This window comes from Cystobacter fuscus (assembly GCF_002305875.1).
In the GTDB taxonomy this organism is placed as follows: domain Bacteria; phylum Myxococcota; class Myxococcia; order Myxococcales; family Myxococcaceae; genus Cystobacter; species Cystobacter fuscus_A.
The window spans coordinates 2,886,164-2,910,918 of the sequence record NZ_CP022098.1; the positions used below are offsets into that span (position 1 = coordinate 2,886,164).

13 protein-coding genes are annotated in these 24,755 nt (G+C 67.5%); 5 read left to right on the plus strand and 8 right to left on the minus strand.

The window, feature by feature from the left end:
* Positions 1-41 precede the first annotated feature (41 nt).
* The 6 genes from CYFUS_RS11955 to CYFUS_RS11980 form a co-directional block, all read right to left on the minus strand.
* On the minus strand, positions 42-710 hold the full coding sequence (locus CYFUS_RS11955; protein WP_095985338.1) for a DUF4956 domain-containing protein: 669 nt from the start codon (positions 708-710) through the stop codon (positions 42-44).
* Positions 697-2,382: a dTMP kinase gene (tmk, locus tag CYFUS_RS11960; protein ID WP_095985339.1), complete on the minus strand. Its 1,686-nt coding sequence runs from the start codon at positions 2,380-2,382 to the stop codon at positions 697-699. The genes CYFUS_RS11955 and tmk overlap by 14 nt, the downstream gene beginning before the upstream one ends.
* On the minus strand, positions 2,382-3,512 hold the full coding sequence (locus CYFUS_RS11965; protein WP_095985340.1) for a porin: 1,131 nt from the start codon (positions 3,510-3,512) through the stop codon (positions 2,382-2,384). The genes tmk and CYFUS_RS11965 overlap by 1 nt, the downstream gene beginning before the upstream one ends.
* Entirely contained in the window at positions 3,509-4,258 is a 750-nt protein-coding gene (locus CYFUS_RS11970; protein ID WP_232537510.1) for a VTC domain-containing protein, read from the minus strand. Before CYFUS_RS11970 ends, CYFUS_RS11965 begins: the two co-directional genes overlap by 4 nt.
* A 14-nt stretch (positions 4,259-4,272) precedes the next feature.
* Positions 4,273-5,868, minus strand: a complete 1,596-nt coding sequence (locus tag CYFUS_RS53865) for a CotH kinase family protein (RefSeq protein ID WP_095985342.1) — start codon at positions 5,866-5,868, stop codon at positions 4,273-4,275.
* A 219-nt stretch (positions 5,869-6,087) separates the two neighbouring features.
* Positions 6,088-7,686 (minus strand): SGNH/GDSL hydrolase family protein, encoded by a 1,599-nt coding sequence (locus tag CYFUS_RS11980; RefSeq protein ID WP_157758395.1) that lies wholly within the window; start codon positions 7,684-7,686, stop codon positions 6,088-6,090.
* A 285-nt stretch (positions 7,687-7,971) separates the two neighbouring features.
* On the opposite strand from CYFUS_RS11980, the gene CYFUS_RS11985 reads away from it, so the two are divergent.
* Entirely contained in the window at positions 7,972-10,218 is a 2,247-nt protein-coding gene (locus CYFUS_RS11985) for an RCC1 repeat-containing protein (protein WP_198316552.1), read from the plus strand.
* Positions 10,219-10,310: 92 nt separating this feature from the next.
* On the opposite strand, the gene CYFUS_RS11990 is transcribed toward CYFUS_RS11985, so the two are convergent.
* Positions 10,311-10,781: an NUDIX hydrolase gene (locus CYFUS_RS11990; RefSeq protein WP_095985345.1), complete on the minus strand. Its 471-nt coding sequence runs from the start codon at positions 10,779-10,781 to the stop codon at positions 10,311-10,313.
* Positions 10,778-11,782, minus strand: a complete 1,005-nt coding sequence (locus CYFUS_RS52585) for a DUF2380 domain-containing protein (RefSeq protein ID WP_232537511.1) — start codon at positions 11,780-11,782, stop codon at positions 10,778-10,780. Before CYFUS_RS52585 ends, CYFUS_RS11990 begins: the two co-directional genes overlap by 4 nt.
* Positions 11,783-12,712: 930 nt before the next feature.
* Between CYFUS_RS52585 and CYFUS_RS12000 the strand changes: the two genes are divergently transcribed.
* From CYFUS_RS12000 to CYFUS_RS12015, 4 genes are all read left to right on the plus strand, one after another.
* On the plus strand, positions 12,713-13,894 hold the full coding sequence (locus tag CYFUS_RS12000; RefSeq protein WP_198316553.1) for an efflux RND transporter periplasmic adaptor subunit: 1,182 nt from the start codon (positions 12,713-12,715) through the stop codon (positions 13,892-13,894).
* A gap of 11 nt (positions 13,895-13,905) precedes the next feature.
* A complete protein-coding gene (locus tag CYFUS_RS12005) occupies positions 13,906-17,040 on the plus strand; it encodes an efflux RND transporter permease subunit (RefSeq protein WP_095985348.1) in 3,135 nt (1,044 codons plus the stop codon).
* A 396-nt stretch (positions 17,041-17,436) separates the two neighbouring features.
* Positions 17,437-20,049: a carbohydrate binding domain-containing protein gene (locus CYFUS_RS12010; protein ID WP_095985349.1), complete on the plus strand. Its 2,613-nt coding sequence runs from the start codon at positions 17,437-17,439 to the stop codon at positions 20,047-20,049.
* A 164-nt stretch (positions 20,050-20,213) separates the two neighbouring features.
* The gene (locus CYFUS_RS12015; RefSeq protein WP_095985350.1) at positions 20,214-24,701 is read left to right on the plus strand and encodes a discoidin domain-containing protein; all 4,488 of its coding nucleotides are present in this window, start codon (positions 20,214-20,216) and stop codon (positions 24,699-24,701) included.
* The last annotated feature ends 54 nt before the right edge of the window (positions 24,702-24,755 follow it).

The window sequence follows — 24,755 nt, forward strand, 5'->3', positions numbered from 1 at the left end:
CGGCCCCGGACATAGCACCGTCCGGTGGGCCGCTGGCACCCTCACGGCTCGTCGATGGAGGCACTCCTCACGCCGGGAAGCGTGCCGCGCAGTCCCTCGAGCAACTGGAAACCATCCATCCGCTCCGGGAGGGCGAGCTCGAAGACGGCGGTGCCTTCCCGGGACGCCGGCACCTGTTCGATCGCGAGCATGCGTGCGTCGGGATGCATGGCTCGCAGCGGGGGCAGGGCGGCTCCCAGGTCCTCCACGCTCAGCGACAGCTTGACCCACTGGGGGCGGCGCTGTGCCGTCATATCCAGCGCGACGAGGACGGCGCCGAGAAATCCCGTGGCGCAGATGGCCACCCGGAAGGCGCCGAGGCCACAGGACATGCCCACGCCGATGAGCACGAACATGACGGCCGCGTCGCGCGTGTCCTTGATGCCCGAGCGGAAGCGGATGAATCCGCCGAGCCCCACCAGTCCGAAGGCGCGCGACATGCTGTCCCCAATCACCGTCGTCATCACCGCGCCGGCCACGGCGATGAGCAACTGGGTATGCGCGGTCTCCTGGGGCATCACGGGGGCGGACGGCATCCACCGGCGCCAGGGCCGGTAGGCCAGGAGCGCGCCGAGCACCAGGGCGAGGCTGAAGCGCAGCAGGGCCTCGGGGATGAACAGCTCGTGGGGATCCGACACGTCCGTGCGCGTCAGCATCTCAAGCGGTGGCATGAAGCCGCTCCTGTCCAGGGTGTGCCGCCACCCGCGCCGCCTGCCGCAACAGGGCGAAATCCCGGGGATGGTCCGTGAGCAGCCGGGAGATGAGCTCCTGTCCCCGAGCGCTCGAGGCCAGGGGTCCCATGCTCTTCACCGTGGCCGCGGGCCACGTGTCCGCCAGCGCCTGGCGCAGCCGCCACGCCGTGGCTCCGTCCATCCCCTCGAAGGACTCCAGGGCCTCCTCGCAGGAGACGCCAAAGGACTCGCGCAGGGCCCAGGCCCGAGGGTTGTTCAACCCTCGCAGGGACTCGAGGACGAGCCGCGAGGCCCGCCCCGCGTGTTGTTCGCGCAAGGCCCACGCCCGCTCACTGTCGAGTCCCTCCAGGGTGCGCAGCACGGCATCCGGCGCCACCTCCCACGTCCGCTCCCGCCAGTCCCAGGCGGGTGTGTCATCCACGCCCCGGATGGATCGGCAGGCGATGCGCGCCACCTTCTCCTGACCGAGCGCCGCCTGACCTCCCCGCTGGGACAGCCAGCGCTCGCGCAGCACCCAGGCCCGCGCGTCGCCGAGCCCCGTGAGCGAGGTGACCACGGGCTCCGGAAACCTCCCGTGGAGGCGCTCGCGCATCGCCCACGCCTGTTCCGAGCCGAGCCCATCCAGGGAGGCGGCGACGGCCTCGGGCGCCCGCTGTTCCCACCGCTCCCGGAGCGCCCACGCCTGGGAGGACTCCGCGGCCGGCTCCTTGAGCGAGCCGAGCACCTGCATGGGCGCGGCGTCCTCCAGGCGGGCCCGCAGGCTCCACGCGCTCGCGTCGGTGAGGCCGGAGAGGCCATGGGCGATGAGCTCGGGGCAGCGCGCGGCCAGCCGCTCACGGCGCGTGTCGATGTCCGCGCCTTCCAGTCCCGAGAGGAACCAGGCGGCGAGCCCCGGCTCTTCCTCCATCCACCGGTCCACCCGTTCGAGGAATCGCGCCCGGGCCTCGTCGGCGGAGCGGGGCGGGGTCGGAGCACGAGGAGAGGGGAACGGGGTGCCCGGCTCGCCCCCGCGCACCATCCGCAGCACCTCCTGGGTGAGCTGGGTGACGAGCGCCTCGAGCGTCACGTCCGTGTTCTCGATGAGGGTCCATTGCTCGGGCGACTCCGCGGCGAGTGCCCGGTAGCCGGCGCGCAGCCGGGTCTGCATGCCCGCTCCGGCGAGCCCCTTGCGTGAGGAGGGAGCCCCCGTGTCGGGCGCGAGCAGCTTCGAGATGCGGCGGCGGGCGCGCGCGATGGCCGGGTCCACGTCGATGAGGAAGACGCGCTCGGGCCGCAGTCCCCGGGTGCAGGCGTCCACGACGGGGCGCACCGCGTGCTCGGGCAGACCCCGTCCCCACCGGGCGAGCACCTCGGCGGTGTAGAGGAAGCGGTCGGCGATGACGACCTCGTACTCGGCGAGCGCCGGGCGCGTCACCTCCTCCAGCAACTGGGTCTCGCGGGCGGAGTAGAGGAGCAGCTCCGCCATGGGGGTGAGCGCGAGGTGGAGGGGATTCTTGGTGAAGAGCCTCAGTCCCTCGGACACGGGCGAGGCCAGCTTGCCGTCCTCGCGCACGTGCCGCACGCGCAGCCCCGCCTGGCGCAGCTCCCGTGCCACGCGGTTGGACAGCGTCGTCTTGCCGGAACCATCGATTCCCTCGAATACGATCAGCATCAGAACACCACCTCCAACTGCAACAGCAGGGCCTTGCGGGTGACGAGGTCATCGTCCAGGACACTCAGCAGGGCCGGGACGGCGGCCTGGGCCACGCGGCGCTCGACCTGCGCCTGCAACCGCCAGCGCCGCCACTGTCCGACGTTGACGCCTCCCACCGCTTCTCCCAGCAGATCGTTCTGCGTCTTCAGGTCCGGCTCGAGCACCGAGAGCATGGCGAAGGGCTCCGCGTACCAGGCGCCCTTGGACACGCCGCCGAAGCGCACCGCCGTCAGGGCGCGCCCGGTGAGCATCCGTCCCTGGGCGCCCGACAGCACGGACGAGCGTCCCACCAGCACCTCGGCCCAGGAGCGCCACTCGCCCCAGCCGAACGGCAGCGCGTGCTTCAAGTCGAGTCCGGCCGTCCAGTTGGCCGCCACGCCGCTCGGGCTCGTGCCCAGCAGCTCCGCCCGCGCGGAGCCGCCCAGCTCGAGCGACTCCAACACCTGCCACGTCGCCCGGGCCATGGGCACGAGGCCGAGTCCCTTCTGGAGGCTGGCCCGCTCGGGGTCGTTCTGGAACACGCCCGCGCGTACCCGCACCACCCGCTCGCAGCCCGTGCACTGCCATTCCAGCTGCGCACCGACGCGGCGGCCGGTGAGGTTGAGCGTGTCCTCGGACAACACCTCGCGCAGCAGGCCCCGGCGCACCACGGGCAGCCGCGCGGTGGACTCCAGCTCCACGAGTGACAGGGGCACCTTGAACTGGCCCACCCGGACGGCGAGCCCGTCGACGAGCTTCAGCGAGGCGTAGGCGTCCTTGAGTCCGTCCGTGACGTCGAACTCCACCACGGCCTTCAGGCGCTTCTTCCATTGATAGGTGAATTCCAGACGCGCGGAGGAAATGGACAGGATGCCCTTGAGCACCTTGTCCTCCTTGGCGCTGAGGGCCTCGCGGGCGCGCAGCCGGCCACCGATCTCCACCGAGCCGAAGGCGGAGGGCAGCACGAGGCTCGCCTCGGTGTTGCCGCTGGGGGGCGGGCTGGCGTCGGACGGGCCCTGGTGTTGATCCGAATCCTGGGCCTGGGCGGAGGACACCAGGAGCAGCGTGGCGAGGACGAGCCACCGCGCGGGAGGAAAGGCCGGCTTCATGGCAGGTCCATCTCCGCGTCCAGGCGCCAGCGCATGCCTTGTTCGAACTTCGAGTCCTGGGTCTCGAAAACCTCCAGGTTGCGCAGACAGTCGCGCAGCCACGGGGGGCTGTTCGCCCGCCACTTCACCTCGAGCAGGATGGCGGGGGCGTGACGGATGAGCCGCTCGGGCATGGCGGGCGCTCCCGGTCCGGTGGGCCGGGGCGGAAGGGCGAACACGAGATCCTCGTCCACGGTGAAGCGCACGCTGGCGTCGGCGTTCGCGTGGGTGCCGCGCCGGTACCAGGCCGTCACCCAGGGCCTGACGGGGCCATGGGGACTGTCGCGCAGCAACCGGGCCGCCGCGCTGTCCTCGTCGAGGGATCCACCCGCCAACAGGGCCACCGCTTCGCCCGGGGACACGGGGATGCGGACCTTGGTGCGCCGCTGACCCGTGTTGGTCTTCATCTCCAGGTAGCGCGTGCCGGTGAGCACGGGGGGCTCGGACAGGGAGGCACTTCCCGCGTACTCCCGGAGCCGCAGCCGCTGCGTATGTCCATGGCGGCACGAGTCCAGGAAGCGCAGATCCTCGGTGTCGAAGTAGGTCGTCCGCGTGAAGGCGAATGGCAGGCGGGCGTCGTACACACAGGGTTGGGTCCAGGGGCGGGTGGCCCGCATGAAGTCCTCCAGCGCCGTGCGGGAGGGCAGGAAGCGCCGCTCATGGTCCTGCTGCGACGCGAGGGGGGGGGAGGGGAGGGAGGGACTCATGCGGGCCACCGCGCTCATGGAGTGGCTCCCAGGGCTGCCTTGACCTCACCCTGACGCCGGGCGGCGAAGCCCAGCAGCCCGTTGGTGCCGCTGAACGCGTCGATGAACGCCTGGGGCGAGCTCAGGAAGGTGTAGCCCGGCTGCTCGGCGTTCTCGCCCACCACCCAGGGAGTGATGAGCTCATGCGCCGCGCGCAGGCGGGCCTGGAACGGCTCCGGTGCCATCACCCCGTTCGCGGCCTCCAGCGCGTACCTCGTGTAGTCGGCCTTGTAGGTGGGGTCGTCGAGCAGGTAGCGGATGAGTGGCCAGGTGGCGTCGGTGGTGTCGTACGTCAGGGACGTGGACCGGCCCATGCCCTCGCCCATGGAGCGATCATGGTCCCAGGTAATCCAATGCAGCCGGCCGTTCTCCTGGGAGTGGGCGTAGAGATAGTAGTTGTGGGACATGGCGCCGTAGGCGTCCCAGTTCTGGACCACGGTGTTGACCGCGAGCCACTTGAGGAAGCCCTGCACGTTCAGCTTCTGCTCGAGGCGCGCGCGCCAGGCAGCCGCGTCGCTCCGGTCGGAGTGGAGGGCGTTGATGGCTTCCTGCACGGGAGTCCAGCCAATCTCCTCGTTGGCCTGGATGTCGAAGGACGCCTCGTCGAAGGTGCCCCAGCGGGCGCCGGTGCCATCGGCCTCGTAGAGCGCGCCCTTGTGTTCCCCGAAGTAGCCGTCGAGCAGCGAGTTGTTGTCGATGTCCTCGTCGAGCGTATAGAGGCCCCAGTACTGGGTGCCCTCGCCATGGTCCACGTACAGGGCGACGAAGGCGGTGCGGGGCGCGGGCACACCGGACTCGCGGAAGATGTCCGAGGCGATCTTGTCGCGCATGAGCGACGCGTCGGCCGCGCCATTGCCCAGCGACAGCGTCTTGAAGCCGTAGAAGCGCTGATCCTGCGTCTCGGGATGCTCATCCTCGAACTTGTCGAAGTTCAGACGCAGCGGCAGCTTGGACACACCGCTGCGCCAGGTCTGCGCCAGCGAGGAATTGCCCTTCATGCGCACGCCGATGTAGGGCCAGGTCTTGCCCTCGAACTTGAAGGTCGCGGGCACGTAGACGGGCGTGTTGGGGATGATGTCCCCGCCGCCGCCCCCACCCGGAGCGCCACCGCCACCGCCACCGAACTGTGGCCTGCAGATGAGTTGCGCGCCGCCCGGACCCTGCTCACAGGTACTGGTGAAGGTGTTTCCCTGGAAGGTGGCGGTGCAGGCGTCTCCCGCGGCCTTGTCCACGCACGGCTCGGTGAGCTCCACGGGAATCTGCCCGCCTCCCGGGCCTCCACCGCCTCCACCGGGGCCGCCTCCACCGCCTCCCGGGCCCATGCCACCGCCCGCGCCGAACTCGCCCGCCATGGCGGTCATGTCGTCCTGCATCTTCTGCCAGTCCGCGGGGGCGATGATGAGGTCGAACCTCTTCACCTGCTCCTGGGGAAAGACGACGGCATAGGCGGGAGCGGCGTTCTTGCCGTGGGACTCCTCGCTCCATCCCTCGATGGGCTCGGTGCCTCCACACGCGGAGGTGAAGGTGAAGACGACGGTGGCGAATGCGCCAAGGCGCGGACTTCGGTGCATGAGGGTCCTCTCGGAAGGAAACGGGGGTTCCTTCGCCAGGGCGGGCGGTGGGCCTGCCCTGGCGTCACGAGTGGCCACCCTGGAGCGTGCCAGTGACCCCTTCTTTACGCGTTTGTGACGAAATATTTTCGAAATGGGGGATTGACGCGCAGCCGGACCCCACGGTGGTGCTCCGGGGGTTCTGGGTTCATTCCTCGGGCCCTGCGCGGCCCGTTTCCATCATGGCGCCATGGGGGTGACGGTGTTGGACGCCCAGAGCGGGCCGCCCGCCGAGTCGTAGATCACGAGGTTTCCATCGTTCTGCACATAGAACATGGCGCCCCCCTGGCCAGCGGTGCGGGTTTGCCACAGGATCTGCCCGGCTGAATCGTATTCAACGAGGTTTCCATCCTGTTGGAACAACACTTCGGCCGCCGTGCTTCCTACCGTGCCCGTGGAGAAGAGGGGCGTGGAGCCATGGTACAAAACCAGATTGCCATCGTTCTGCAACGTCAGTGAGAAACGGCCATCGCAAGACACCAGGCTCTGTCCTCTCGACAAGCCCTGGCCCGGAGACAGGGCTCCGCATTCAGTGGGCGGCTGCACCGGGGGCAGAGGCGTGGAGGGCGGCGCGGTGAAGAGGCCGAGGTCGACTGCATTGGCGATGGCCGCCAGGCCAGCGACGTTCGGGTGCAGGTGGTCTCCGGTGTCGAATGCCGGCAAGAACCAGGTGGGCTTCGCCGGGTCATGCGTGGCCGTGTCCTGGTCGATCACCGCGTCACAGCCGCTCGCCGCGCTGCGCACGAAGCTGTTGAACTGCTGGCGGACCTGCTCCTGGCTGGACGTCCATCCCGTGGTGCCTTCATACGGCGTCAGCGTCGAGCAGAAGAACTCGATCTGGTTCTGATGGGCCTTGGCGATGAGGCGCTTGAGCACGTCGATGAGCTGCGTGGCCGTCGGCTGCGGCGACGCCATCAGATCGTTGATGGGATCGTCGGAATAGATGACCCAACGGACGCCCGGTTGATCCAGCACGTCGGTGTCGAACCGGTGCTCGGCGCTCAACCCGGCGCCATCGGCCAGACTGCGGTTGCCGCTGATGCCTTGATTGAGAACGCCGACTTGAATGCCTTGTTGCAGCAGGCGTTTCGCCAGGACGTTGGGCCAGCGGTCATTGCCATTGAAATTGCTGCCCACGCCATCGGTGATCGACGCGCCCAGGGTGACCACGCTGCCCAACGCCTGGGGGTTCTGCACGTCCAGGTTGGTGAGGAGGTAGTAGCTGCCGGTGGTACTCACGTTGCTCAGGTTCACGCTGCTTCCCACATCGCCAGGGGCGATGTAGTTGGTCTGCTGGCCCGTCTGGTGCGTCGTGGCCGGGCCCGTCGCAGCGGGCAGGTACATGCTGATGGCCACATCTCCAAACGCTGGCACCTGGAACTGGATCGGATCGCTGGTCAGCCTGGCCCCGACCGGGATCGTGATTTGCGTGCTCCCACCGAAGGTGATGGCGCGATCGGTCCCGGACACGATCGACGAACCATTGCCTCGTAGCGCGATGCGCACGTTGGAGATCCGCAACGGCTGCGAGCCGAACTGGTTGGACACTTCCACGCGCACGACCGACCCGCCAATGCTGGTGCGCACGATCTGGCGCAGTGTCTGCGCATTGAAGGTGTCACCGCTTGCCTGTGGAGACACGGCCCAGGTTCCCACCCACCCGTCGATCACCGCCGCTTTTCCGTGTCCAACGGCCTGGCCGCTGTGTACGGCACAGGCCATCAATAGCGTGGTCTTGGCGAATTGGCGGAACCAAGATGGAAAATGATTCTTGCTCATTCTGTTCTCCCATTCATCAGTGGCTGAATAAAGGGTCAGCCGAGGCGGCCTCCTGCCCCTGTACCTCATGATGAGTAATGAGAACAGAACCAACTCCTTCCTCTCATCGGCTGAGAATTCCTCCAGGCTCGGCCTCATCCATGGGAATGAGAAACAGAGTGTTTGTAATGGTACGGTGAAGTGGCTCAGGGAGGGAGAGGAATGTGATGGTGTTGGAATCTGATTGACTTCCCGGTTCATCTATTGGGGAATTCAAGTAAAACCAGTTGAATCGGGAGTCGCGGAATGCGAATCAGCGCGCCGTGGTGGATGAGCAGGTTGTTGGCGGTCTGGCTCGGAGTCTTGTTGGGAGTTGGCTGTGGGCAGCCGGGTGGTGCTTCCGAAGAGCCGGAGGTGCTGGACTCTTCCCTGCTGGGTCCGTGGGCTCGAGCCCGTGTCGCCGCGGGAATGGATCATTCCCTGGTCGTGCGTCTGGATGGATCGGTCTGGGCGGCGGGTGACAATTCGGACGGCCAATTGGGGGATGGGACCACGGTCTCTCGCCACGTGCCGGTGCGAGTACGCGGGTTGCGAGGAGTGGTGGCCGTGGCCGCCGGCACCGGCCATTCACTGGCACTGCGCCATGACGGCAGCGTGTGGGCCTGGGGCAACAATGCCTTTGGCCAGTTGGGGGACGGAACCTCGGACAGCCACTCCGAGCCGGTGCGGGTGCGAGGGTTGAGCGGAGTGACGGCCGTATCCGCGGGCGAGGGCCATTCACTGGCACTGCGCCATGACGGCAGCGTGTGGGCCTGGGGCGACAATGCCTTTGGCCAGTTGGGAGACGGAACCTCGGACAGTCACTCCGAGCCGGTGCGGGTGCGAGGGTTGAGTGGAGTGGTGGCCGTGTCCGCGGGCGACAATCACTCGCTGGTGCTGCGCTCGGATGGCTCCGTCTGGGCGTGGGGCGACAACAGCTCCGACCAACTGGGGGGAGCTCCTGGAGATCAAAGCTATTCCGTGCCATGGCGGTTGGAAGACCTGAGTGGGGTGGTGGCCGTGGTCGCGGGTGGTAATCACTCCCTGGCGGTGCGTTCCGACGGCAGCGTGTGGGCCTGGGGCGACAACTTCGCCGGCCAGTTGGGAGACGGAAACATCCTGACCACCCGCTGGCTGCCGCGGCAGGTCCAGGGGTTGAGCGGGGTGGTGGCCGTGTCCGCGGGCTGGGCCCACTCGATGGTGGTGCTCTCCGACGGGACCGTGTGGACCTGGGGCAACAACACCTCTGGCCAGTTGGGCAACGGCATCTCGGTGGCGTACGGCGCCCTGCCGGAGCAGGTGCAAGGATTGCGCGGGGTGATGGCCGTGGCGGCTGGCGGTCTCTACTCGCTGGCGCTGCGCTACGACGGCACCCTGTGGGCCTGGGGCTCCAACGACCATGGCCAGCGCGGAGATGGTTCCACGGTCTATCTCTCCTCGTCGGTGCGGGTGCGAGGGCTGAGCGGGGTGGTGGCCATGGCCGCGGGCTCCGCCCACTCCCTGGCGGTGCGTTCCGACGGCACCCTGTGGGCCTGGGGGGCCAACTACTACGGCCAACTGGGGGATGGGACCCGGGAGGATCACATCACCCCGAAGCGGGTGCAGGGGCTGAGCGGAGTGGTGGCCGTGGCCGCGGGGGACGGTCACTCGCTCGCGCTGCTCGCCGACGGCACCGTGTGGACCTGGGGCTACAACCAAGAGGGTCAGCTGGGGCATGGCTCCACGAACGCCAGCCCCGTGCCGCTGCATGTGCGAGAGCTGAGCGGGGTGGTGGCCGTGGCCGCGGGGGCACTGCACTCGCTGGCGGTGCTCTCCGATGGCTCCGTGTGGACCTGGGGCTACAACAGACAGGGCCAGCTGGGAGATGGCAGCCTGATCAGCAGCGCCGAGCCGGTGCGGGTACAGGGGCTGAGCGGGGTGGCCGCCGTGTCCGCTGGCCTCAACCACTCGCTGGCGAGGGGCACCGATGGCAGCGTGTGGGCCTGGGGCGGCAACTCCTTCGGCCAACTGGGAGAGGGCACCACGAGCAACGCCCTGGTGCCGGTGCGGGTGCGGGGGTTGAGCGGGGTGGAGACAATCTCCGCTGGCTTCAACCACTCGCTGGCGAGGGGGGCCGATGGCGGCGTGTGGGCCTGGGGCGGCAACTACACCGGTCAACTGGGAGATGGGACCACGAGCAACAGTTCCGTGCCGGTACGGGTGCAGGGGCTGAGCGGAGTGACGACCCTGTTCGCTGGCCTCAACCACTCGCTGGCGGTGCGCACCGACGGTTCCGTGTGGGCCTGGGGCATCAACTCCTTTGGCCAGTTGGGAGATGGGACCACGAACACCAGTTTCGTGCCGGTACAGGTGCGGGGGCTGAGCGGGGTGAAGACGGTAGCCGCTGGTTCTCTTCACTCGCTGTCCGTGGGCTCCGACGGCTCCATGTGGTCCTGGGGGAACAACCACTACGGCCAGTTGGGCCATGGGCTTCCCGGAAGATCTCCCACCCCCGTTCGCTCCCTGCTGTATTGAGGGGCGGTGGTGGAGGGATAGAGAGCTGCCCCACGGGGCTCCGGGGCGCGCCCGGTCCCCCGCGGGGTGTCTACTTCCTCGCTGGATGGCGATCAGACTTCCTCGTCCGGCATGAGCGTACGCAGCAACTCGTCGTCGGGACCCAGCGGCCGCCAGCCGGGCGGCGGCGGGGTGGTGCGGAGCGCTGTCATGACCCGCTCGGCTCGTTTCCTATGCGTCTCTGGGGTGAAGCCGAACCAGAAGGCGAGTGCCTGGGCGACTTCGAAGCGGTTTGCCTCGTCCATCACGGTTGGCCAACCACCGGGGAGGCTTTCGGAAAGCTCGCGCACGAATTGGCTACGCACCAGGCGTGTGACCTGGTGACTTTGCTCCGCCTCGGCCACCAGACCGCTGAAAATCTGCACTGCGCTGATGTCGGCCTCGCCCAGTTCCTCGGCAAGCGCAACCAGCGAGATGGTAGGGCGCGCTTCGGCGAAGGCGGTGAGCGAATCAAACCCACGCTCGCGGACTCGCTCGTACAAGCGCACCTTCCAGTTGTCTTCCCAGGAAGAGCCCCTGTTCATCGCCCTCTCCTGGGGATGAAGTTCATCGGAAGGTTATAGCGCTTCATGGCTTTGGCGACGAGTCTCAGGATTTCGTTCGGCGTCAACATCCGGCCTGCTTCGGTTTCTGCTTTGCTCAGTACGTCCATGATCATCCGGTTCCATTCGTTGGGCCATGTGCGGCCCAGACGCCAGTTGCCACCCCCATGGATCGCCTCATGTTTTGCCCGCTCCAGATTGACGCAGAACCGGTCGATGCTCATCTCGCCGGTGAATCCGCGCTTCTCGAACCACTCGCGAAACTCTCGCGGTAGGACGTGGTGTTCTGGTGGTTCGGCCATGCCGGCTCCCGTTCTGCCCGTCACGTGCATGCCACGCACCTCGGGCCCATCGCCCAGCGCTTCGCGAACGCCCGGCGGCAACTTGTCGTGCGCCTTCGCCATCATCACCTGGCCAGCCTGAATCCGGACGGCGGCGCTGACGACAGGGAGGGAGAGCACCCCCGCTTGCACCAGTCGGTGCATCATCTCCACCCACTCGGCGGAGACGACCACCCGTGTGCCCAGCATCACTCCGTTGGAGCCCACCACGAGGCCCATGCCGAGCGTCGCGGGTGCGGCCCGTGGCAGAGATGGCAGCGAGAACCGTATGGCCGATAGCAGCGTGAGCGCCTCAATGGACTCCTTCAGCACCCGCAGCTTCTCGATGTTCTCCGCGGTCATACGCACGGACTCGCGGGTCGCAACGAATTCGTTGGTGAGGTGGCCTACCAACGCGGGCAAGTCGGTTGCCGCTGCCTCCAAAGGTTCCGGCTCCAGAGAGGAAAGTGCTTGCATCGCGGGCTCGAGCATCTTCTGAGCGCGGTCCATGTTCGCGAACAGACTCTCCACGTTGTAGGAGGGGTACTGTTCGAGCACGACGTCGGCGAGGTTGAGGAAGTCGAACCAGACGGCGAGTAGGAAGGCGCCCATCATGGTTGCCTCGAGCCGTGGGCCGGCGAGACGCAGGAGGGCGAGCTGCATGTCTGGGTCATCCACTTCCGAAGCGGCGTGAGTCAGCCGGGTGGCGGCAGTGAGTCCGGCGTCAATCCACCGCAGTTGACGTTCCCCATAATCAACGTAGGGGACGAATACTCCGGAGGCCTTACCGACGATGCCCTGCCTGCTGGCCCTGAGCCTGGAGAGCTCGTCGGATGCACGGCGGGTGGTGCCGGACACGTCGCGAAGGGCACCCAGAAACGCCAGGTGTGTCGCGAGGGCGCTCTGCCTCACAGCCCCCTCATCGCTGCCTGGGCTCATCGTTGGCACGGCCTCTCGGGAGCCGCGACGAGGGTGTAACCGCTCCGATGTATCGGGTTCGGACGTAGGGAACGCAGCAGAGGCGAGGGCGGGTGGGGACTCGCCGCTCGGTGCTTCGGACAACGCGGACCCGGTGGTCTCGCGGGGCGTGTAGCTCAGGTTCACGCCCCGGCCGGATGGTGGCGTCAGCGACGCACAGCCGGTGGATGACAGGGCCGTGACAATCAGCAGGCCCACCCCAAGGACGCCTGGCAAGTCAGTTCTCATATCGGCAGCATGCCCACCGCAGCGTTGCTGGCCACCGTGGCTGCTATAGGGGAACCCTCCGCGACGTCTGGCGCTGAACTGCGTCGAGTGCTGTTCCTGCCCTGGGCGCGGGTGGCGGTGAAGGTGGTCCCTTGGAGGAGTCCGGGGGCTGGGACGTCCGTGGATTCGCTTGACCCCCTATCTTCCGACCGATAGGTAAGGCCCCGCCCGACGAACCGAGGAGGCGCGGCGGGATGAGTCGGTCTGGAGGGGAGCGGCTTTTTCGCCGCCGGGGCCGTGGGTTGTGGCCTTCCCGCCTGACCGCGAGCATCCGCGTGGCCGGCACGCCTTGGCTTGGTTCACCACCCTTGTCCGTTGCCCAGGTCCTGGCCCGTCCAGGAACGCTCCATGCACTCCGATCGAAACCGGACTCCCTTCTTCTCCGCCCTTGCTCTCATGTCCGTCCTGGGAGCCGGGGCCTGCAAGTCCTCTGAAGCGCCCCCTCCGGCCGCTCCCCCGGCCGTGGAGGTGGGCGCGATCACGGTGCGGCCCTCGACCATTCCGGTGCTCGATGAACTGCCGGGGCGCATCGCTCCGACACGGGTCGCCGAGGTGCGTCCGCGCGTCTCCGGCATCATCGTCGAGCGCGTCTTCCGGCAGGGTGGCAGCGTGAAGGCGGGGGACGTGCTCTTCAAGATCGACTCCTCGCTGTTCGAGGTCGAACGCGCGAGCGCCAGGGCCGTGCTGGTCAAGGCCGAGGCCACGGCCGCGGAGGCGCGCCAGCAGGGGGAGCGGGGCGAGAAGCTCATGGCCAGCGGTGTCATCACCCAGGAGCAGCACGAGGCGCTCCGGGCGGCGCTCCAGCGGGCCGAGGCCGATGTCGCCGTGGCCCGGGCGGCGGTGCGCCGCGCGGAAATCAATCTGGACTACACGACGATCCGCGCGCCCATCAGCGGGAGGATCGGCCGGGCCCTGGTGACGGAAGGTGCCCTGGTGAGCCAGGGAGATCCCACGGCGCTCGCGGTCATCCAGCAGCTCGATCCCATCTACGCGGACTTCACCCAGCCCGCGATGGAGCTCCACCGTCTGCGCCAGGCGTTCAAGGACGGGCGCATCCAGGGCGTCACCTCCGATCAGGCCAACGTCCGGCTGGTGCTCGACGATGGCTCCTTCTACGCGAAGCCGGGCAAGCTGCTCTTCTCGGACGTGACGGTGGATCCCGGCAGCGGCCAGTTGACGCTGCGGGGCGAGTTCCCCAATCCGGACGCCGAGCTTCTTCCGGGCATGTACGTGCGGGGACAGGTCGAGCAGGGCTCGCTGAGCGAGGCGCTCGCCGTGCCCCAGCAGGCCATCCAGCGGGACAACGCGGGCAAGTCCCAGGTCTTCGTGGTCGCGCCCAATGGCACCGCCGAGGTGCGCCCGGTGCGCACCTCCCGCGTCTACCAGAACCAGGCGGTGATCCAGGAGGGCCTCAAGGCGGGCGATCAGGTCATCGTCGAGGGCTTCCAGAAGATCGCCGCGGGCGCACCGGTCAAGCCGGTGGCGTGGACCGCGCCTGGAACCGACGTCACTCCCTCCCAGCCTCGATAGGGCCCACCGCCATGCCTCGTTTCTTCATCGACAGGCCCATCTTCGCCTGGGTCATCGCGCTGTTCATCATCATGGCGGGCGTGCTCGCCATCCCCAACCTGCCGGTGGCGCAGTACCCCAGCGTGGCGCCGCCGCAGATCACCATCTCGACCTTCTACCCGGGCGCGTCTCCCGAGGATCTCTACCAGAGCGTCACGCGCATCATCGAGGAGGAGCTCAACGGCACGAAGTCGTTGCTCTACTTCGAGTCGAGCAGTGACGCGACGGGGGCGGTCTCCATCACCGCGACGTTCGCGCCGGGGACGGATCCCGCCCTGGCCGCCGTCGATCTCCAGAATCGGGTCAAGCGGGTCGAGCCGAGACTGCCGCTCGCCGTGTCGCAGCAGGGCTTGCAGATCGAGGAGGCGGGCAGTGGCTTCCTCCTGATGGTGACGCTGCGGTCCACCGACGGCTCCTTCGACGAGATCGGCCTCGGGGATTACCTCTCGCGCAACGTGCTCAATGAGTTGCGGCGCATTCCGGGCGTGGGCCGGGCGCAGCTCTTCTCCTTCGAGCGCGCCATGCGCATCTGGGTGGATCCGAACAAGTTGCAGGGTCTGGGCCTGTCCTCCCAGGACGTGACGAACGCCATCCGCTCGCAGAACGCCCAGGTGGCGGCGGGCTCGCTCGGCGCGCAACCCGGGCCGGTGACCCAGCAGGTCACGGCGACCGTGCTGGTGAAGGGCCAGCTGACCTCGCCGGAGGAGTTCGGTGCGATCGTGCTGCGCGCGAACGCGGATGGTTCCTCCGTGCGCCTGCGGGACGTGGCCCGCGTGGAGCTGGGTGGGCAGAGCTATGCCATCTCCTCGCGGCTCAATGGCCAGCCGAGCGCGGCCATCGGTGTCCAGCTGTCCCCCACGGGCAATGCGCTCGCCACCTCGACGGCGATCCGCGCGAAGATGGAGGAGCTGTCCCGGTTCTTCCCGAAGGGCGTCGAGTACGACGTTCCCTATGACACGGCCCCGTTCGTGGGCGTGTCGATCAAGAAGGTCCTCGTGACGCTCGTCGAGGCGGTGCTCCTGGTCTTCCTGGTGATGTTCCTGTTCCTCCAGAACATCCGCTACACCATCATCCCCACGATCATCGTCCCCATCGCCCTGCTCGGCACCTGCGCGGTGATGTTCGCGATGGGCTTCTCCATCAACGTGCTGACCATGTTCGCCATGGTGCTCGCGATCGGCATCCTCGTGGACGACGCCATCGTGGTGATCGAGAACGTGGAGCGCATCATGAGCGAGGAGGGCCTGTCTCCGCGCGAGGCCACGCAGAAGGCCATGAAGCAGATCACCGGGGCCGTCATCGGCATCACGCTCGTGCTCAGCGCCGTCTTCGTGCCCATGGCCTTCTTCCCCGGCTCCGTCGGCGTCATCTACAAGCAGTTCTCGCTGACGATGGTGGTGTCCATCCTGTTCTCGGCGCTGCTCGCGTTGTCGTTGACGCCGGCGCTGTGCGCGACCTTCCTGAAGCCCGTCGCCAAGGGGCATGCGCACGCGCGCACGGGGTTCTTTGGCTGGTTCAACCGGGGCTTCGAGCGCACGTCCCACGCCTATCGTGGACTGGTGGGCCGCACCCTGAATCGCGCGGGCCGGTTCATGCTCGTCTACGTCGCGGTGTTCGCGGCGCTCGGCTGGCTGTTCGTCCAGCTCCCCTCGTCCTTCATCCCTAGCGAGGACCAGGGCTTCATCATCCTCGGGGTGCAGGCGCCGCCGGAAGCCACGGTCAACCGGACGTTGGACGTGGTGGTGCAGATGGAGAAGTCGCTGCTGGCGGAGCCGGGAGTGGACCGGGTCGTGGCCATCCTGGGCTTCAGCTTCTTCGGCCAGGGGCAGAACGCGGCCTTGAGCTTCGCGACGCTCAAGCCCTGGGATCAGCGGGGTGCTCAGGACGGAGCGGAGGCCATCGCCGGGCGGATGAACGGGGCGCTGTCGGCGGTGCGGGATGCGTTCGTCTTCGCGCTCTCTCCTCCGCCCATCGAGGGCCTGGGAACGTCGGGTGGCTTCTCCTTCCGCCTGGAGGACCGGGGCGGCATGGGTCAGGAGGCGCTCGCCGCCGCGAGGGATCAACTCCTGGCGGCCGCCGCCCAGAGTCCCGTCCTCTCCGGGGTGATGTTCGAGGGCCTGGCGAACGCGCCGCAGGTGGAATTGCGCATCGATCGCGAGAAGGCCAGCGCGCTTGGACTCACGTTCGCGGAGATCAATGAAACCCTCTCCACCAACCTGGGCTCGGCCTACTCCAATGACTTTCCCAACAGCGGCCGGATGCAGCGGGTGATCGTGCAGGCGGAGGGAAGCCGGCGCATGCAGCCGGAGGATCTCCTCGCGCTCAACGTGCGCAATCGCCAGGGCACCCCGGTGCCCCTGTCCGCCTTCGCCACGGTGGACTGGCGGGTGGGCGCCACCCAGGTCATCGGCTACAACGGCTATCCCTCGGCCCGCATCAGCGGCAACGCGGCTCCCGGCCATTCGAGTGGCGAGGCCCTCCTGGAAATGGAGCGCCTGGCGAGCCAGCTCCCGCGGGGGTTCGGCTTCGACTGGAGCGGGCAATCCCTTCAGGAACTCCAGTCGGGCTCGCAGGCCCCGTTCCTGATCGGCCTGTCCATGCTCTTCGTGTTCCTGTGTCTGGCCGCCCTCTATGAGAGCTGGTCCATTCCCGTGGCGGTGATGCTCGTCGTGCCCCTGGGCGTGCTCGGCTCGGTGCTGGCGGTCATGTTCCGGGGAATGAGCAACGACGTCTATTTCAAGGTCGGCCTCATCACCATCATTGGCTTGTCGGCCAAGAACGCCATCCTCATCATCGAGTTCGCCAAGGATCTCCGGGCGCAGGGCAGGTCCATCACGGACGCGGCGCTCGAGGCCGCGCAGCTGCGCTTCCGTCCCATCCTCATGACCTCGCTCGCCTTCACGCTGGGCGTGGTCCCGCTCGCCATCGCGAATGGGCCCGGCGCCGCCAGCCAGCGAGCCATTGGCACGGGGGTGCTCGGAGGAATGCTGTCCGCCACGGTGCTCGCGGTCCTCTTCGTGCCCATCTTCTACGTCTTCATCATGCGGCTGCTCAATCGGCGGGCCGTGGAGATCGAAACGTTACGATTGCCAGACGCCACGGATTGAACGGGCGGCGGTCTCCCGCCCGTGGGTTTTTCACGTTTATTTTGTGCGGTGGGCGACGACGCACTCCGGGTGCGGACTGTCTCCTCGCGCAGGCTTCCCGAGGGCGGGGTCTCCCGCCCGGTGGGTTCATGACCTGCTACATCCGCCGAATCGTGTCACCTGATGACGTTTGAGGCGGTTGGGATTCGAGGGCTCCACGCCCGCTCCCAACCTGCGCCGTCACAACGCGACACACCGGCCCTTTTTTACATCTTGTGTGTCTTCTCGTCGACGCCGCGCGTGTCGCGTTGCGTCATGTTTTTCACGTTTCCCGGGGCTGGCAAGTGTTGTAAAACTTTACTTGCTCGTTTTACTTTTTCTTCTCGTCTTTCGAGGGACGGGGAAGGGTTCGAGGACATGACACAGAGGAGTAGGGGTTCGTCCTGGAAGCAGTTCGTGGTGGGAACTGGCTTCTGGGCGGTGGGCGTGATCGCTGGCGTGGGCTGCGCCGTGGCGACCAGCGATGACACCCTGGACCCTGCCGAGGCAGGGGTTGAGGCGTCGTTGGAGTCCACGGGTTCCAAGACGCTCACCATTGGTGGGCAGACGTTCGGCCTGACGTGGGAGGATGACTTTGGCGGTGACCTGAACAAGGGCCAGCCCAAGTCCTATCTCAACACGCAGTACTGGACGAAGGAGAACCTGGGCGTCAACTTCGAGCAGCAGGCCTACACGAACCGGGAATGTCCCAACAATCCCAACAACTGGAACTACTGTGTCGAGAACGGCAAGCTGACGCTGCTGGCGCGCAAGGAGCCGCTGGACTGTGTGGTCTGGAAGCAATGTACCGCTTCCAGCGAGTGCGGCACCAATGGCACGTGCGCGGCCACCGGCTACTGCGTGTACGACCAGAACCGCAACGGTGTCTACGATCACGAGGAGTGTGCGCCGTTCAACGGCACGGCCAACGCGCCGGTCAACGGGACGCAGTACTCCTCGGGCCGCATCAAGAGCGACGAGAAGGTCGAGTACCGCTACGGCTACGTCGAGTTCCGCGCGCGCATGCCCTTCGCGGATCTGCCCGCCGGCGCCACGCCGCCCAACGGCATGTGGCCCGCCATCTGGATGCTCGGCGCCAACGGAACCATCACCAATGGTGGCCGTGATGACAGCGCGGGCTGGCCCATGAATGGCGAGATCGACATCATGGAGTACACGCAGATCAAGGAGAACAAGGCCCTCTACCCGAACAACGAGGCCATGGGCTACAACGTGCTGTGGCGCGAGTACCCCGAGGCGGGTGAGCTGGCGAACAACTCCGGTGGATGGGAGCCCAACGCGTGCAGCTCCTGGCCCAACAACGGCGACGCGAAGTGCGACGGGGACGTGGGCGGCGCCCGGGCCACCTGGAATGGCAAGACGATCGACTACCACCAGTGGCACACCTGGGGCTTCCTGTGGGACGAGAACGGGTTCAAGATCTACATCGACAACCTGCCGCAGAACGGCGGCCAGCCGGTGGGCACCTTCTCCATTGGTGACGGCGCAACCGAGTTCCGTCAGCCGATGTACCTCATCCTCAACAACGCGGTGGGTGGCGAGCTGGGCTGCCTGGGTTTCAAGGATCGCGCCTGCTCCTCCAGCGCGCAGTGCGCCAATGGCGCGGCGTGCGTGAGCGGCAAGTGCCAGGAGACGGCGAGCTCGTGCATCAACATCGACTGGGCGGCCCATGGTGACAAGGCCAAGCTCGAGGTGGACTACATCCGCTGGTATCACCGCGGCTCTGGTTATCCGCAGGCTGCCCGGGCCGCGTGCCAGGACAGCGACAACAACGGCGTGCCCGACAACCTCATCCGCAACTGTGGCTTCAACGAGGACTTCACCTATCACCGCAGCGATCTGTTCTTCGACGGTGGCGCGGGTCTCACCGAGGTCATCAACGAGGGCGGCACGCACGGCTACGTGCAGTGGGTGCGCGTGGACAACGGCGGCTGGGCGACCCACAGCGTGCAGGTGCGGCAGGAGGGCTTCCAGCTCCAGGCCGGTACCTCCTACAAGTGGAAGGTGGATCTGAAGTCGAACGCGGCGCGCTCGGTGCCCGTGAAGATCGTCCAGGCGCATGATCCGTGGACGGTCATCTCCTCCTTCAACTGCAACGTGGGCACCGGGTGGACGACCTGCACCGGGCCGAACTTCACCCCGTCCGCCACGGACACCTACAAGTTCGAGATCTCCATGGGTGGCTCCGCCTACACCGGCGCGCAGCTCTACCTGGACGACATGTACATCGGCACCACGACCAACGCCTGCCAGCCGGACTGCACGGGCAAGCTGTGTGGCAGCGATGGGTGCGGTGGCACCTGCGGCGCGTGCCGCTCCGGTAGCACCTGCGGCAGCTGGGGCCAGTGCGTGGCCGGCACCAGCACCTGCACGCCCTCGTGCTCGGGCAAGGTGTGTGGCAGCGACGGCTGCGGCGGCACCTGCGGCACCTGCGGCTCGGGCCAGACGTGCAGCAGCACGGGCCAGTGCACCAGCACCTGCACGCCCTCGTGCTCGGGCAAGGTGTGCGGCAGCGATGGCTGCGGCGGCACCTGCGGCACCTGCGGCTCGGGTCAGACGTGCAGCAGCGCGGGCCAGTGCACCGGCGGCACCACGACGCCTCTCCGCCTGGAGGCGGAGAGCGCCACGCTGACGGGCTGCTTCGCCGAGGCCGGCGGTGACAGCGGTGGCAAGGTCGTCGCCTTCGAGGGCAACGACACCATCTGCTGGAGCAACGTGAACATGTCGGGCATCACCTCCGCGACGGCCCACGTGGGCGCGCCGTACTCCGGTGGCCAGGCGCAGCTGAAGTTCAACGGCACCGTCATCGGCACGTTCACCCTGAGCACGGCGTCCGGTGGCTGGAGCAGCCCGAGCCTGACCAACCTCACCACGTCGGTGGCCACCAGCGGTACGGGCACGCTCTGCCTGGCGGGTCTGACCCATCCGAATGGGTGGATCTTCTCGGTCGACTACCTCGACCTGAAATAGGCTCCTGAAGTGATCAGGACCCCTCCCGGTGACTTTCACTGGGAGGGGTCCTTCGTTTATTCTGTCTGTCGTCGTCTGGCCGTCGCTGTCGAGCCGTGGCTGTCTGGCTGTAGCTGTCTGGCTGTAGTTGTCTGACATTCATTCCTCGCGGTTCTCCTTCCCCCATGAATCTTTTCAATCCTCTTTTCCACGGCGCGCGCAGCGCCTGGACACGGTGGGCGTCTGCCTGCGCGAGCCTGGTGCTCGCGGGCATGACGGCCACCTGGCCCATCGCCGCGCACGCTCAAACCAATACCAACCTCGCCCGAGGCAAGCCCGTCACGGTGTCGTCGACGGATGGTGTGTTCTCGGGCTCCTCCGCGGTCGACGGTGATCCGGGCACCCGCTGGAGCAGTGGTTTCACCGACAATGAATGGATCTCCATCGACCTCGGGTCGACCGTGTCCATTGGCCGCGTGGTCCTCAACTGGGAGACCGCCTTCGGCAAGGACTACACGCTCGAGTCTTCCACCGACGGGACGAACTGGACGGCGCTGAAGACCGTCACCAACGGGGATGGGGGCATCGACGATTGGACGGTGTCCGGCTCGGGCCGCTATGTCCGCATGCGCGGGCAGACCCGGGCCATCGGCTACGGGTACTCGCTGTGGGAGTTCGAGGTGTATGGCTCGGGCGGCACGACGAGCACGGACCTCGCGCGGGGCCGTTCCTCCACGGCCACGAGCATCGAGAACAACGACCCCAACCTGGGGCCGAGCTTCGCCTTCGACGGCAACGTCAACACGCGCTGGTCGTCCGTCGCCGGGGTGGATCCCCAGTCGATCCGGGTCGACCTGGGCTCGTCCCAGCAGGTGGGCCGGGTGGTGCTCAACTGGGAAGGCGCCTACGCCAAGACCTACACCATCGATGGCTCCAACGATGACGCCACCTGGCAGACCCTGGCCACCATCACCGATGGCGCGGTGGGCATCCGGGAGATTCCCGTGTCCGGCACGTACCGCTACGTGCGCATGCGCGGCACCGCGCGCGGCACGGGCTATGGCTATTCGCTCTATTCCTTCGAGGTCTACCAGTCCGGTGGCACCACGCCGCCTCCGACGCAGACGACCAACCAGACCGTCAAGCTGGTCTTCCCCGACCTGGCCTACGCGAAGGTGAGCATCTCGCCCACGCCGCTGGCCGTGTCTCCCGTTCCGGAGGAGGGCCTCGCGACGCCCTCCGTGCGCAACCCGGCCAAGGTGGTCACCTACCTGTGCACGTTCCCGCCCAACACCACGGTGACGATGTCCAAGAACCAGTTCTCGCCCACCCAGCCCAACACCGATATCCGCCTGGTGGTCACGGACTCCACGGGCACCACCCGGCGCGCGCAGTCCGTCACCGCGCTCGCGGTGCAGGACGCGGTGTGGCAGGTGGAGATCTACAGCACGGGTTCCACGGATCCGGGCACGCCCACCGGTCCCATCATCCCCGACCCGTACGTGAAGGTGGCCCCTCCGGCGACGACCGGCTCGTTCGCGGTGACCGCGCCCGCCAACGGCGCGATGATCACCAACACCCGCCGCCCCACGTTCCAGTGGGCCGCCGTCACCGGCGCCACCAACTACAAGCTCTTCGTCAACATCACCCGGAATGACTACGACTGGATGGCGTCCGGGGACCTCCTCAACCGCTTCACCGAGGTGGGCTCCACCACGGGCACCTCGCTCACCCTCAACCAGGACCTGGTCGATCGCTGGACCTACAAGTGGTACGTCGTCGCCACGCTCGCCAGTGGGGCCACGAGCCGCTCGGACCTGCGCACCTTCAGCGTCTACCTCCCCGTGGTCGAGACCGTGGCGGATGGCGTGTCGCTCATCAACGGGATGCGCGACATGAACAAGAACGGCGTCATCGATCCGTACGAGGACTGGCGCAACCCCATCGCCACGCGCGTCAACGATCTGATGAGCCGGATGACGCGGCACCAGAAGGTGATGCAGCTGTTCTTCAATGCCAAGGAGTACCCCGACGCGGGCTTCACCATGGGTCCGCTGGCGCCGGAGGACATCGTCGCCTTCCAGAAGGCCTCGGCGGCCACGCCCCTGGGCATCCCCTACATCGACGCGGGTGACTCCATCCACGGCTTCAAGACGAGCTGGCCCACCCAGCCCGGTCTGGTGGCCACGCGCGACCCGCAGCTCGCGTATGAGATGGGTGACATCCAGCGGCGCGAGCAGCTCGCCGTGGGCAGCCGCGGCACCCTGTCACCCCTGGCCGAGGTGGGTACGAAGATCCTCTACCCGCGCATCCAGGAGGGCAGTGGCGAGGACGCGGACGTGGCGGCCGGCTTCTCGCGCGCGCTCATCGCCGGCTTGCAGGGCGGCCCCGAGGTGAATCCCCACTCCATCTGGGTCACCACCAAGCACTGGCCGAGCCAGGGCGCCGGTGGCGAGGGCGGCATCACCTACGACGGCACCACCATCCACTACCACATGCGTCCGTGGCACGCGGCCCTCGAGGCCGGCACCAGCGGCATCATGCCTGGCTATGCCGGCAGCAAGCTCCTGGCTCCGGGCCAGTGGGGCGCGGGCGACAGCCCGGGCATCATCAACTACCTGCGCCAGAACATGGGCTACAACGGTGTCATCTGCACGGACTGGCTGCCCGCGGGCGATCCCTGGGTCCGCTCGCTCATGGCCGGCTCCGACGTGATGGGTGGCGCCGACCCCGGGCAGATGGGTGACTTCGAGAGCCGGGTCACCGATGCCCGCGTCGACGAGTCCGCCCGCCGCGTGATCGAGCTGAAGTTCCGGCTCGGCCTGTTCGAGGATCCCTATCGCAAGGGGCTCGCGGGAACCGCCGAGTGGCACACCGCCAGCAGCAAGAACGCGGCCCGCCTGGCCGCCCAGGAGTCGATGACCCTGCTCAAGAACGACGGTGCCCTGCCGCTGCGCATGGGCGCGGGCTCCTCGATCGTCATCGCCGGTCCACGCGCCGATGATCCGTCCTGCATGGTCACCTGGCGCTCGGACTTCCACAACACGGAGTTCGGCGCCCTGACCATCTACCAGGCCATCAAGCAGCGCGCCGAGGCGGCGGGCATCACGGTGTACAAGGACGCGGCGCCCGCGGGCGTCACGCCCAGCGCGGCCATCGTGGCGGTGGGTGAGAGCTACTTCACGCACGGCACCGCGTGGGACAAGGAGAAGCCCTACATCCCGGGTGATCCGGCCGGCCCCGCGCACACCGCCTTCGCAAGGCCGGAAGAGCCTCGCGATCACTACGGCATCATCACCAGCTTCAAGTCGAAGAACATCCCGACGATCACGGTGATGGTCCTGCCGCGGCCCTACATCCTCACCAACGTGGCGCCGCAGAGCAACGCGCTGGTGGCCATCTACCGGCCCGGAGATCTGGGTGGCCCGGCGCTGGCGGACGTGCTGTTCGGCGACGTGCTGCCCCGCGGCAAGCTGCCGTGGGATCTGCCGCGCTCGTTGGATCAGATCGGCACCGACGTGGAGACCGACCAGAAGGAGCGGTGGGATCTGCCGTTCGACCTCGGGGCCACCGAGGCCGAGCGCACCGCCATCCGTGACCGGATCGCCCAGGGTCTGCCCGTGCAGCCCATCTATGGCAATCCGTTCTACCGCTATGGCGATGGCATCCAGGGCTTCGGTCTGACCGACTCCACGCCGCCCACGGCGTTCACCCTCCAGACGCCGGCGAATGGCACCACCATCACCGGCACGCGGCCCGCGTTCTCGTGGACGGCGAGCAGCGATCCACAGACGGGCATCCAGTACTACGAGGTCGTCATCGACGGTCAGGCCGTGCTGGGGGGCCGCACGAAGGCCACCTCCGCCGCGCTCGAGGGGCTCAAGCTCGCCAATGGTCAGCACTCCTGGTACGTGAGGGCCGTCAACTGGGCCAACGGGGTGACCACGTCGGCCACGTCCACGTTCACCCTCAATGACACCACGCCGCCCGCGGCCTTCTCCGCGCTCCTTCCGGCGGCGGGCTCGGCGGTTCCCGGCACCTCCACGCGCTTCATCTGGGAGCGCACGAGCGATGTGGGCGCGGGCGTTGCCCAGTACGTCCTCAACGTGGATGGCACGGACCGCACCCCGGCCATCACGGCGGGAGCCTACACGGCCACGACCGTCAACCTGGCGCGTGGCAAGAATGTCACCGCCACCTCCAACGAGTTCGGCAGCGCCAACGACGCGGTGGATGGCAACACCACCACGCGCTGGTCCAGCCGGGCGGACACCGCCAACCCGAACACCGAGTCGATCACCATCGACCTCGGCGCCGTCCATTCCATCAAGCGCGTGGTGCTCAACTGGGAGGCCGCGTACGGCACGAAGTACGTGGTGGAGGCCTCGCTCGATGGCACCACCTGGACGACGCTGTACACGGAGAACGCCGGCAATGGTGGCATCGATGACCTCACCAACCTGAGTGGGGTGGGCCAATACGTGCGGATGCGGGGTGTGCAGCGCGCGACGGCGTATGGCTACTCGCTGTGGGAGTTCGAGGTGTATGGCCTGGCCACGCACGAGACCACGCTGACCGGGCTGGCGGCCGGAAGCCACACCTGGCGCGTGCGCGCCGTGGATGGTGCCAACAACAGCACGCAGTCCAACGGCCCCATCTCGTTCACGAAGTAGTCCTGACGGGTCACACGTCCCGAGCAGGGTGAAGACAGGGGGCGGCCTCGCGAG